The following is a 12,712-nucleotide window of genomic DNA, read 5'->3' on the forward strand; positions in this document are numbered from 1 at the left end:
CCCCAATCAGATATATAATTCTAGCCATGAAAGACCAAAATGAACTGAAAAACATGGGGCTTAAGGCGACATTTCCGCGCCTAAAGATTCTAGATGTATTTCGTCGCCATGACGAAACCGAAGAAATGCGTCACCTTAGCGCCGAAGACGTCTACCGGTTATTAATTGCCGAAGATGTCGATATTGGTTTAGCTACAGTGTACCGCGTGCTGACTCAATTTGAACAAGCAGGCATTTTAATGCGAAGTCAATTTGATGGTGGTAAAGCGGTATTTGAGCTAAACGATGGCGATCATCATGACCATTTCATTTGTACTAATTGCGCCAAAGTTGTGGAGTTTTCCGACCCCGAAATCGAAAAGCGACAATACGATATCGCTGATAATTTAGGGTTTGAGCTCGAGAGCCATACATTGGTGCTTTATGGCATATGTAATGATTGTGTAGAAAGCGCTAAGCCTACACGCTCAAGATCTCGTTAAACACCAAAAAGGGGCTCATATAGCCCCTTTTTTTATGAAGTACGTAGCCCTAACATTTCTTGGGCGTGCTGCCTTGTGGTGGCGGTGATTTCTATGCCGCCTAACATTCTTGAGATCTCCTCCACGCGCTCCTTGGTATGAAGCTGTTGTATTTTAGAAACGGTTTGTTGGCCGTCTGAGTGCTTGCTGACTAAAAAATGATGTTCACCACAAGCGGCAACTTGGGGTAAATGGGTTACACAGAGCACTTGATGGCGTTGGCCAAGCTCATTTAATAACCGTCCTACCACTTCGGCAATAGCCCCACCAATCCCACTATCGACTTCATCAAAAATTAAAGTTGGCACGCGGGCTGCTTGACTGGCGATGACCGATAAGGCCAAAGAAATTCGAGCTAGTTCTCCACCCGAAGCGACCTTGCTTAACGGAGCAGGCTTGACTCCAGCATGGCCGGCAACCAAAAACTCTACTTTTTCATTGCCATGGCTACTTGGCTCATGAGGGGTGAGTAATACCTGAAACTGACCGCCTTCCATCGAGAGCTGCTGCATAGCTGCCGTAACCTGCTGACTTAATTGAGAGCTAATTTGCTGGCGAGCGTGACTCAGTTGTGCCGCTGCCGCATCATAGTGTTGCTTGGCTTGGAGCATCGTTTGCTCAAGTGCGGCAAGGTCGGCGGATTGCTGTAATTGCTGGCGGCGCTTTTCAAGCTCTGATAAGCGTTCGGGGAGTGCTTCGGGTTCGCATTTGTGTTTGCGTGCTAAATCAAACGCCATGGACATACGCTGTTCTAATTGTGCAAGACGCTCTGGGTCGAGCTCTACACTATTTAAATAGCTGTTCAAGTCAGAAAGGCTTTCTGCACAGGCTATTTGCGCAGACTCCAGCGTTTGATAGATCGGCTCAAGCTGTGGGTCGTGTTTGAGCAAGCTTTGTAGATGCTGTAGAGCGATATGAAGAGCGGATAGCGCGCCCGCCTCATCGTTGTCCAGACAGTGTACGCAATGGGCAGCCCCATCCAGTAAAGACTGCGCGTGGGCTAAACGCTCATGTTCGGCTGTTAACTGCTCCCAGTCGCCCTCGACTAAGCCGAGCTCGTCGAGCTGTTGAATTTGCCACTCAAGGAGCTCAAGCTCTTGTTCATGGGCTTGGCTATCTTGTTGTGCGCTATCAAAAGCCTGTTTTGCTTTTTGCCATGCCTGCCATCGTTGTGCGACGTCCTGACTAAGGGTTAGGTGTTGCCCTTGGCTATCTAAAATCAACGCATGGGCATGGGGCTGTAGCAGGCTTTGATGAGCATGCTGGCCATGGATATCAACCAAAAGCGCCCCGAGCTCGCGTAGCTGGCCTACTGTAGAGGGGATACCATTAATATAGGCCCGACTACGGCCTTGGTTATCAATGAGGCGGCGCAAAATCAGGCTTTCATCGGTAGGCAAGTCGTGCTCAGCTAGCCAGCTTAAGGCAGAAGCTGGCGGGGCAAAGGTGGCGATGATTTCGGCCTTTTCTTTGCCTTGGCGCACCACGCTTGCGTCCCCCCGCCCACCAAGAGCAAGAGAGAGTGCATCAATTAAGATTGACTTACCAGCGCCCGTTTCACCTGAGAACACGGTAAAACCTGAGGCAAACTCGATGTGATTGTGTTCAACGATCACAAAATCGCGTAAATGTAGGGAACATAGCATATGAATTTACTCGTTCTCGTCGGCGGGGATTCGATTCCAGTCTAATTTTTGCCTTAAGGTGGAAAAAAAGCTATAGCCTTCTGGATGAATAAAGCGCACTGTGTTTTGAGCACGTCGAATATCGACGCGATCTCCTGCTTGGCAGTCGGACCAGGCTTGCATATCAAAATGTACGCTTGCTCCAGACTCTACCCGCCCTAAGGTTGTGATGGTCAGGCTTAACGTACTGGTATCGGGCACGACGACAGGGCGGTTAGACAGTGTTTGTGGGGCAACTGGCACTAAAAGTAAAGCGTTCAAACAGGGATGTAAAATGGGACCGTTGGCTGCTAAAGCATAGGCTGTAGAGCCTGTTGGGGTAGATATAATCACCCCGTCTGCTCGTTGGCGATGCATAAAAATATCGTCTAGCTCTACGCGGAGCTCAATCATACCGCCACGCCCTGCACGATTGATCACAATATCATTGAGGGCAATACCAGAGTACAACACTTCGCCATCGCGTACGATACGTCCTTCAAGTAGACTGCGGTCCTCGGCTTGATAGTGTCCTGCAATGACGCTACTTACTGCTTCATGCGCATTATTGATAGGAATATCTGTAATAAAGCCCAAGCGACCATGGTTGATACCAATTAAAGGTACATCGTAATTAGCTAGATTCCTAGCAGCGCCGATCATCGTACCGTCGCCACCCATAATAACGGCAAGATCCGCTTGCGCGCCAATTTCGGCATATGTGCGTGTGGGGAGCTCGGTAACCCCGATATAACGAGCGGTGTCGGCTTCGACCATGACGTGACAGCCGGCTTGTTGTAGGGTGTTTGCCAAAGCGCGTAAGGGCGCATCTAAGCCACTGTCTTGGTAGCGGCCGATAATTGCCACTGACTTAAAATGCATGAGGTAAGACCTTATGATTTGTTAGTAATAATTAGATTAGAATTATAGAGGTGCTAGCCCATTTATGTTGGGTAGGTAATCGTAACGAATCGCATAATTTGCTTATTTACTGCTATGGATGATAGAGCAAGCGCATTATTAAATGTATTGATTGAGCGTTATATTGCCGATGGTCAGCCAGTAGGGTCTAGAACATTATCCAAAATGTTTGATTTGTCTCCGGCGACGATCCGCAATGTGATGGCGGATCTGGAAGACTTGGGGCTTATACAAAGTCCACATACGTCGGCGGGGCGTGTGCCTACACCGCAAGGCTATCGTATTTTTGTAGATCAGCTCCTGGCGGTACCACGCAATGATTTTTCCTTTTCGGAAAAACTGGCGTTACAGATCCCTCGTTATGAGCCTGCGCGTGCGGTTAGCTCAGCAGCAGAACTGTTATCGAACCTGTCACAGTTTGCCGGGGTGGTGCTAGCGCCTAAGCGTGCTAATACGTTCAAACAAATTGATTTTATTCGATTATCAGAAAAGCGGGTGCTCTTAATTATTGTGACTCCAAGTGGCGATGTGCAAAACCGTATTCTTTTTGTGTCCAGAGACTACAAAGAACACGAGCTCATTGAGGCCAGCAATTTCTTTAATCAGCATTTTTCTGGGATGTCATTTACCCAAGTACGGGAAGCTTTATCCGGAGAGTTATCTTCTTTGCGTGAAGATATTACGCGTTTAATGCAGGTGGCAGTAGAAACCGGTGATAGTGAGCCCGATTATGCCGAGGCGGTGGTAATTTCAGGCGAAAGCAAGCTGCTTAATGTCAGCGAGATGGTGGCAGACATGGATAAATTACGCCATCTATTTGATTTGTTTGAAAAGAAAACAGAATGGCTACATTTATTAGATGTGTCTCGCAAAGCACAAGGGGTGCAGATTTATATTGGGGGAGACTCGCATTTGGTGCCTTTAGAAGAAATCTCTGTGGTCACAGCCCCTTACGAGGTCGATGGTCAAGTATTAGGAACCTTAGGGGTAATTGGCCCATCGCGTATGGCTTACGATAAAGTTATCCCTATAGTAGATATTACGGCTCGAATGTTATCTAATGCCTTGAGTCATCACGTCTAATCATTTTTATTATGTGTTCAAAAAAATACTACGCGGAAGCAGCGGAAAATAATTTGCTTGATCCTCATATTCGTACCTTAGCCGCACCTCGGGTAGGGGTGCTGCTCGTGAACCTAGGTACGCCAGCCACCGCGACAGCCGGTGATATTCGGCGCTATTTAGCTCAGTTTTTATCGGATCAGCGGGTGGTGGAGCTACCCGCCGCCTTGTGGCAGATTATTTTGCGCTGTTTTGTATTGCCTTTTAGACCGCGAAAACTGGTTCCTAAGTATGCGTCCATCTGGATGGATCAGGGGTCTCCGTTATTGGTTTATAGTCAGGCACAAGCACAGGGTTTGCAACAGCAACTACAAGCCCATGGGCATTCTATTCCGGTGCGTTTAGCCATGCGCTATGGAAAGCCTGCAATGCATGATGTGCTTAATGAGCTAACTGCTTTGGGATGTGAGCGCATTTTAATGGTGCCGATGTATCCACAATATGCGGCCAGCACCACTGCTACAGCGGTCGATGAGCTTAACCGCTATTTGCGTAAGCGTCGTAACCAGCCCGAAACGCGCTTTATTAAAAGTTTTTGTCAGCACCCAGCCTATATACAACCACTAGTGCAAAGTATTCAACGCCATTGGCAGCAGCATGGGAAGCCGCAGCGTTTGTTACTTAGTTTTCATGGCATACCGCGTCGTTCTGTGGTGGCGGGGGATCCGTATTACCGCGAGTGCATGTTGACTACTGCGGCGGTGCGCGAAGCCTTGATCGATGCCGATGTGCCTGTGTTTGCTAGTTTTCAGAGTCGCTTTGGTGCCGATCAGTGGCTTGAGCCTTATACTGAACCGACATTGCGCCAATGGGCTAAAGAGGGAGTGCAGTCTGTACAGGTGGCCTGTCCGGGGTTTTTGGCCGATTGTTTGGAAACATTGGAAGAAATACAACAAGAGTGTAGAGACGCTTTTTTAGAGGAGGGGGGGCAAAACTTTAGCTATATTGCTTGTTTAAACGATGACAAAGACTGGATTGCTGGTTTGAGCGACATTGTGTTGCAAAATTTAGGTGGATGGGAATTACCTAAGGTCACAAATTAGCCTAAAATAAAACCGTTTGTCCGCAGCTTGGTTGTGCTTTTTTTAGAAAGCTTTACTAAAAGCGGTCTTTTATTCAGGAAGATCTGATGTTAAGAAAAAATCCACGGGGTGATTATCCGGTTGTACACGAAACGGCTTTTGTCGACCCTACTGCTGTATTGTGTGGTCGTATCGAAGTTGGCCCCCACGTATTTATAGGTCCTTATGCGGTTATCCGCGCGGATGAGCTTGATGAAAATGGCCATCTCGAGCCTATTGTGATTGGAGCTAACTCCAATATCCAAGACGGGGTGGTGATTCACTCCAAAGACGGTGCAGCGGTAACCATTGGTGAGCACACCTCTATTGCGCACCGCTCTATTGTGCATGGGCCTTGTACTGTAGGCAGCCATGTGTTTATTGGTTTTAACACGGTGTTGTTTAACTGCACGGTGGGTGATTCGGCTGTAGTGCGCCACAACTGTGTGGTAGATGGGCATGATATCCCCGAGCATTTTTACTTGCCTTCGGCTACAGTAGTAAAAGAAGCCACTGACCTAAGCGCCTTAAAAACCGTGCCTCAGTCAGCAAAGGACTTCTCTGAATCCGTGATGCATACAAATGTATCGTTAGCGCAAGCGTATCGTCGTATTCAAAACCAGTTTTAATTTTATAAAAAACACAAAAGTGGGCTTGAAGTGGGGGCGTATGCCCCCATATGGTTTCTATCGTTATTATTTTTGATTTATACGTGGAGAAACCTATGTCCGCACCGAAGCAACCGCAGGATAATACGCAAGAACAAACTGCAGATTTAGAACAGTCCAGTCCCGCAGAAGAGCTATCTGCTATGGACGATGCTAACGACGAGACGATTCAAGTTCCCGAAACGTCGGATTTGGCGGCCGAGCTATCCGAAGCCCAAGCTAAAGTCTCCGAATACTACGACCAGCTTTTACGCGCCAAAGCCGAAGTCGAAAATATTCGTCGCCGCGCCGCTGAGGATGTCGCAAAAGCGCGCAAGTTTGCGGTAGAAAGCTTTGCTGAGAGCCTTATTCCCGTGCGAGATAGCCTAGAAGCAGCGCTTGCCCAAGAAGACCAAACCCTAGAAGTGCTTATCGAAGGCGTAGAAACCACGTTACGTCAGCTAAACTCCGCTTTTGAGCGCCATAAGCTTGTTGAAATTGCGCCAGAGGTCGGGGAAAAATTCGACCCACATCATCACCAAGCCATTTCTTCTATTCCTTCAGATCAGCCCAAGGACACCATTGCCCAAGTGCTTCAAAAAGGCTATGCCTTGTCCGAACGCGTTTTACGCCCTGCACTTGTTATGGTTTCAGCGGGTCAGTAGAGCGCCTAGTTGGGGCTTGAAAAATAAAAACCCTACCCCATATAGGAATTAACGAATTAATTTATTGCGAATCAGCGCAAAACCAAATACAGGCTAGGAAATAAAAAATGAGCAAAATCATTGGTATTGACTTGGGTACAACCAACAGCTGTGTGTCTGTCCAAGAAGGCGATCAAATTCGTATTATCGAAAACGCCGAGGGCGGTCGTACCACGCCTTCCATCGTGGCTTATATGGACGATGGCGAGATTCTGGTCGGGGCTCCAGCTAAACGTCAGGCCGTCACTAACCCCACAAACACCATTTTTGCGGTTAAACGCTTAATTGGTCGTCGTTTTGACGAGAAAACCGTTCAAGACGACATTGAAAAAATGCCTTATAAAATCATTAAGGCCGACAATAACGACGCCTGGGTCGAAGCACAAGGCAAAGCGTTAGCGCCACAGCAGGTATCAGCTGATATCTTGCGTAAAATGAAAAAAACCGCCGAAGATTACTTAGGCGAAGAGGTCACCGAAGCCGTCATCACGGTGCCCGCTTACTTTAACGATAGTCAGCGCCAAGCAACCAAAGACGCTGGCCGAATTGCTGGGCTTGAAGTCAAGCGCATTATTAACGAGCCAACCGCCGCTGCTTTAGCATTTGGTTTGGATAAGGCCGCTAAAGGCGATAGCAAAATCGCTGTCTATGACTTAGGTGGTGGTACCTTTGACGTTTCTATCATCGAGATCGCCGACATCGATGGAGAGAAACAGTTTGAAGTGTTGTCGACCAACGGCGATACCTTCTTAGGTGGTGAAGACTTTGACCAGCGTATCATCGACTACATCATCGAAGAGTTCAAAAAAGAGAGTGGTGCCGATCTATCCAAAGACGTTCTGGCTTTGCAGCGTCTAAAAGAAGCCGCAGAAAAAGCCAAGATTGAGCTTTCTTCGACCACGCAGACCGAGATCAACCTGCCGTATATTACTGCAGACGCCTCTGGTCCAAAGCACTTGAACTTGAAAATTTCTCGTGCCAAGCTCGAAGCCTTGGTCGAGGATTTAATTGAGCGTTCGCTTGAGCCTTGCCGTATCGCCATTAAAGATGCTGGCGTAAAAGTTTCCGATATTGATGACGTGATCTTAGTGGGCGGGATGACACGTATGCCCAAGGTCCAAGAAAAGGTAAAAGAGTTCTTTGGCCGTGACCCACGCCGTGATATTAACCCCGATGAAGCCGTCGCTACTGGGGCTGCAATCCAAGGTTCCGTATTGTCGGGTGACCGTTCTGATGTGTTGCTTTTAGACGTAACACCTTTATCCTTAGGGATTGAAACCCTAGGTGGTGTAATGACTAAAATGATTCACAAAAACACCACGATTCCTACTCGTCACTCGCAAGTGTTCTCTACAGCTGATGATAACCAGCCAGCTGTAACGATTAAAGTTTTCCAAGGTGAGCGTGAGATTGCGGCAGGGAACAAACTATTAGGTGAATTTAACCTGGAGGGGATTCCACCGGCACGCCGTGGGGAGCCACAGATCGAGGTCACATTTGATATTGATGCGAATGGTATTTTGAATGTATCGGCCAAAGACAAAGGTACCGGTAAAGAAAACAAGATCACCATTAAAGCAAGCTCTGGTCTGACCGAAGAAGAGGTTCAGCGCATGATGGCTGACGCCGAGGCTCATGCCGAGGAAGACCGCCGTATTGCAGAGCTGGCTACCGCACGTAACCAAGGCGAAGCGCTCGTACACTCTACCCGCAAATCCCTAGAGGACTATGGCGATAAGCTCGAGGCTTCCGAAAAAGAAGCTATTGAAAAAGCCATTGCTGATCTAGAAATCGCCTTAAAAGGTGACGACAAAGCAGATATCGAGGCGAAAACCGAAGCGTTGACCACCGCAGCACAAAAGCTTGGTGAAAAAATCTACGCGGATATGCAAGCGCAACAAGCCGCTGGTGCCGAAGCCGACAAGCCTGCTGATGACAATGTCGTTGATGCTGACTTCAAAGAAGTTAAGCGCGACTAATTTGCAATTGGCTTAAATGCTCACAAGCCCGGTTTCTGGTGGTCACCAGGGATCGGGCATTCTTGTTTACTAAGACAGCGTCTATACGCTCACAGTCATTATGGCAAAACGCGATTTTTATGAAATATTAGGTCTTGCGAAAAATGCGTCAAAAGACGATATTCGCAAAGCCTATCGCCGGTTAGCGATGAAATACCATCCTGATCGCAACCCGGACAGCAAAGAGGCCGAAGAAAAATTTAAAGAAGTCAAAGAGGCCTACGAAATCTTATACGATGATGAAAAACGTGCTGCGTATGACCGTTTTGGTCATGCCGGTGTGGACCCGAATGGGATGGGCGGCATGGGCGGCGGCATGGGTGGCATGGGTGGTGCTGACTTTGCTGAAGCCTTTGGCGATATTTTTGGCGATATTTTTGGTGGTGGTCGTCGTGGTGGCGGTCCGCGTGTACAGCGTGGTGCAGATCTGCGCTATTCGCTGGACATCAGCTTAGAGCAGGCTGCGACAGGCTTTGATACTGAGATCCGAGTACCAAGTTGGGAGAATTGTGATACGTGTCATGGCAGCGGCGCCAAGCCTGGTACATCACCACGTACATGTACCACATGTAATGGGGCTGGTGCGGTACGCATGCAACAGGGCTTTTTCAGCGTGCAGCAAACATGTCCTACGTGTCATGGTACTGGTCAAGAAATTACTGACCCTTGCCCCTCATGTGATGGGGTTGGGCGCGTACGCAAAACCAAAACCTTGCAGGTGAATATCCCAGCCGGTATTGATGATGGCATGCGGATTCGTTCTTCGGGAAATGGGGAGCCAGGTGCTAATGGCGGGCCTCCTGGTGATTTATATGTGGAAATTCACATTAAACCTCATGGGATTTTCCAGCGTGACGGCGATGATTTGCATTGTGAGCTCACCATCCCCTTTACGACGGCAGCCTTAGGTGGGGAAGTCGAGGTACCGACCTTAACCGGGCGGGGTGAAATTTCTATTCCAGAAGGCACGCAAGCAGGGAAAGTGTTTCGTTTGCGTGGTAAGGGCATCAAAGGGCTACGTTCTAGCTATCCTGGTGACTTGTATTGTCATATTCAAGTGGAAACGCCTGTGCGGTTGACCGAGGAGCAAAAAGCCATCTTGCGCCAGTTCGAAGAGTCTTTATCGGGCGGGGGGGATAAGCATTCGCCTAAAAGCCAGTCATGGACGGATAAGGTGAAAAGTTTTTTTTCCTAATCCCCATTAAGCGCGCGTTGGCGCGAAAAACCAGGAAATGATTCCCTTTGGGGCACTAAGAGGCCCCAAAGGGTTTTTTTATGGTGCTATTGTTTGCTTTGGTCTGCTCCTAGTGCAGAGCTAAAAGCGGTCGGTTGCAAGTATTTTTTGACCACCGCATTTACTTCTTTAGCAGTGAGCTTTTGCAACGCTTCATCAATATGGGCTGACCAAGCAAAGGTGCGCTCCAAATCGAGATAGCTTTGCCATGTGCTGGTTAACACCGCGTCATTACTACGAGCTAACTGACGGTAGCGTAGGAGTGCATGGATGCCCTCTTGAACCTCTTGCTCTGAGAAGCCCTCTTTGAGCACTGTTGCCAGCTCTTCTTGAATAACGGCTTGTAACTTCGCGGAATTTTCAGGGGCGTGGATAGCGTAAATTGTCCAGCTAGCTGAAGGCTCATACGAGGAGACTTGTAGGCGGCTTCGTACATCATAAGACAGCCCCTCAGAGACGCGAACTCGGTTCCACAAGCGCGAGGTCTCCGACTGACCAAGTAAATAGTTGGCCAAATACAAGGGAACAAAATCGGGCTCGGAGTCTTGGAGCTTTAAGGGGAGCGTTTCGATATAGAAAGCATTGGCTTTATCGGGGGTGTTAATGGTGAAATGCTCGGCTTTGACGGCATGGTAGGGGTCTGCTGCACGCTTATAGTCAGGTGCTCGTTTCCAGCCCTTTAATCCTTTTTTAAGTTGTTGCTTGATAGTTTCACTGTCAAAGCTGCCAGTGGCACTAAAGCGAATGTCTCCGGCACCATAAAAGCGCTCGTGGAATGCGAGCAAATCCGCTTGGCTTAGGCTTTGAACATATTGAGCCGACTCCTCGAAGGTTGGGGTGTAGCGAATATCATCTTTAGGCCAGGGGTTTAGGTGTCGACTTAAAGTGAGATTGGCTAAGGCAGAAGGTTCTGCCTTAGCGTTATTAATTTGGGTTAAGCGCTGGGCTTTGTATTTATTCAGCTCGCTCTCGGGGAAATTGGCCTCTCGTAATATCTCCAATACCAAATCCAGAGTGGGCGCAAGGTTATTGCCCACCGTTTCGATATCTACATTGACACCGTTTGGTCCACCACTAAAGAAGACCGAGGCTTGTAATTCAGTAAAGCGGTCTTCTATTTGCTGACGACTATATTTTTTAGTGCCATGAGCTAAAAGGCTTGCCGTAGCGCTACCTATAGTGCGGCTGCCTTTTAAGCTGTCTGGATCCCCAAAGCGAATGGCTAGGTTCGCATGAACCCGATCGCCGCGGGTGGGTTTAGGTAACAATGCTACGCGTACTATACCTAGCTGATCATCTAGCTCGATGATTTCGCGTTGTGTGCTGTGGTCAATATTGTTTGGGCTAGGGTCAAAAGCATCGGCTAAATTCTGATGCGTTTTGCCCTTGTAATCACTGAGTAAAGCCGCGACGTTGGGGGTGTTGGCTTTAGGAGCGCGAGCTAGGGCAGAGGTAGGCTCATAAATACCATTAGTACGGTTGTCTGCGACTAGCCAGGTTTTTAGTGCGGTTTTGACTTGGTCGAGTTGTACACTTTCAACTTGGTCTCTTGCCCAGAAAAACAAACGCCAGTCTCCGGTGGCGGCACTCTCTGATAGGGCTGCCGCAAGGCTAGCTGGGTCGGCATAGGTTTGAGACCAGCCATTGAGCCATTGGTTGCGAATACGGTCAAGGTCCTCTTGGCTAAGCGCCTGATTTTGTTCTTCAATGGTTTGATTTAGTGTTGTGAGCGCTTGTTGTGGATCCATATCGTCTTTGAGCTCTGCTAAAAATAACGCATAGCCCGGTTGGCGTAGTCCAGCCGCATAACTAAATACACTAGTCGCTAGATTTTTTTCGACCAGATTTTTATACAGTAAGCCCGAGGGAGTATCACCTAAAGCGCTAATACCCAGGCTAAGTGGAGTAAATTGGGGATCTGCTTCCGCAGGAATATGATATTGCGCGGCCACAATGGGGGAGCCGCCTTGACGACGCACCATAACGGTTTTGCTGCCATGTTGGACTGGCTCTTCGGTATATTCTGGGGGGAGCTCTCTTTCCGGTTTAGGGATAGCGTTAAACTGCTTGGCAATGTGAGCAAGGGTTTGCTCTTCGTCAAACTGTCCGCTGACAATTAGCACTGCATTATCGGGCTGATAATAAAGGCGGTAAAAAGCGCGTAGTTGTTCAATGTCTACCTGCTCTACGTCACTGCGTGCGCCAATGGTGCTTTTGCCATAGTTATGCCACTGGTATGCAGCAGACTGCATGGTCTGCATCAGGACTCTAAATGGGCTGTTTTCCCCACGCTCCATTTCATTGCGCACCACGGTCATTTCTGCATCCAGATCGGCTTTGGCGATACTGGCGTTGACCATGACATCGGCCTGCCAGTCTAAGTACCAGTTTAAGGTTTCTGGGTTAGCAGCAAAAGTGGCATAGTAGTTAGTGCGGTCTAAAGAAGTGGTGCCATTAGCGGCTAAACCCCGCTTAGAAAACTCACCAAGCGCATTTGGCATGCTGGGCGTGCCACGAAAAAGCATATGCTCCAACAAGTGTGCCATGCCTGTCTGCCCATAGTTTTCATGTCTGGAGCCAACCAAATAGGTCATATTAACTGTTGTGTTTGGGCGTGAGGCGTCAGGGGCAAAGAGTACTTTTAAGCCATTTTTTAATCGGTATTCGGTGACACCCTCGACACTGGTGATTTGTTCTACACCAGCAGGTAGGGCATATACTATCGTTGGCGATAAAAAAATACCAATAAGGCTTAAGTAGTGAGCCTGTTTCGCTACAGACTTAAATGCTGTCAACATATAGCCATCCTATGGGTCGGAA

Annotated in this window: 10 protein-coding genes; 7 read left to right on the plus strand and 3 right to left on the minus strand. The window is 48.3% G+C overall.

Annotation, left to right across the window (positions count from 1 at the left end; genetic code table 11):
- The first annotated feature begins 26 nt into the window (after positions 1-26).
- Positions 27-482: a ferric iron uptake transcriptional regulator gene (gene fur / locus ABD980_RS04115; protein ID WP_260649921.1), complete on the plus strand. Its 456-nt coding sequence runs from the start codon at positions 27-29 to the stop codon at positions 480-482.
- A gap of 32 nt (positions 483-514) precedes the next feature.
- Here fur and recN read toward each other — a convergent pair whose 3' ends face one another.
- On the minus strand, positions 515-2,167 hold the full coding sequence (recN, locus tag ABD980_RS04120; RefSeq protein ID WP_345369811.1) for a DNA repair protein RecN: 1,653 nt from the start codon (positions 2,165-2,167) through the stop codon (positions 515-517).
- Positions 2,168-2,173: 6 nt separating this feature from the next.
- Entirely contained in the window at positions 2,174-3,067 is an 894-nt protein-coding gene (locus tag ABD980_RS04125; protein ID WP_260649919.1) for an NAD kinase, read from the minus strand.
- A 114-nt stretch (positions 3,068-3,181) separates the two neighbouring features.
- On the opposite strand from ABD980_RS04125, the gene hrcA reads away from it, so the two are divergent.
- The 6 genes from hrcA (at position 3,182) to dnaJ (ending at position 9,853) form a co-directional block, all read left to right on the plus strand.
- Positions 3,182-4,189, plus strand: a complete 1,008-nt coding sequence (gene hrcA, locus ABD980_RS04130; RefSeq protein WP_300647716.1) for a heat-inducible transcriptional repressor HrcA — start codon at positions 3,182-3,184, stop codon at positions 4,187-4,189.
- A gap of 11 nt (positions 4,190-4,200) precedes the next feature.
- Positions 4,201-5,271 carry a ferrochelatase gene (gene hemH / locus ABD980_RS04135; RefSeq protein WP_260649917.1) on the plus strand — a complete coding sequence of 357 codons (1,071 nt, stop codon included), beginning with the start codon at positions 4,201-4,203 and terminating at the stop codon, positions 5,269-5,271.
- An 86-nt stretch (positions 5,272-5,357) separates the two neighbouring features.
- Positions 5,358-5,918: an LbetaH domain-containing protein gene (locus ABD980_RS04140; protein ID WP_260649916.1), complete on the plus strand. Its 561-nt coding sequence runs from the start codon at positions 5,358-5,360 to the stop codon at positions 5,916-5,918.
- A gap of 95 nt (positions 5,919-6,013) precedes the next feature.
- Complete coding sequence (gene grpE, locus ABD980_RS04145) at positions 6,014-6,601, plus strand: nucleotide exchange factor GrpE (protein WP_300647719.1); 588 nt, start codon at positions 6,014-6,016, stop codon at positions 6,599-6,601.
- Between the two features lie 107 nt (positions 6,602-6,708).
- On the plus strand, positions 6,709-8,619 hold the full coding sequence (gene dnaK, locus ABD980_RS04150) for a molecular chaperone DnaK (protein ID WP_300647720.1): 1,911 nt from the start codon (positions 6,709-6,711) through the stop codon (positions 8,617-8,619).
- 100 nt (positions 8,620-8,719) lie between these two features.
- Positions 8,720-9,853, plus strand: a complete 1,134-nt coding sequence (dnaJ, locus tag ABD980_RS04155) for a molecular chaperone DnaJ (protein WP_345369816.1) — start codon at positions 8,720-8,722, stop codon at positions 9,851-9,853.
- A gap of 86 nt (positions 9,854-9,939) precedes the next feature.
- On the opposite strand, the gene ABD980_RS04160 is transcribed toward dnaJ, so the two are convergent.
- A complete protein-coding gene (locus tag ABD980_RS04160; protein ID WP_345369818.1) occupies positions 9,940-12,690 on the minus strand; it encodes a M16 family metallopeptidase in 2,751 nt (916 codons plus the stop codon).
- Positions 12,691-12,712 lie beyond the last annotated feature (22 nt).

The sequence above is a fragment of the Paenalcaligenes hermetiae genome, from assembly GCF_039543645.1.
In the GTDB taxonomy this organism is placed as follows: domain Bacteria; phylum Pseudomonadota; class Gammaproteobacteria; order Burkholderiales; family Burkholderiaceae_B; genus Paenalcaligenes; species Paenalcaligenes hermetiae.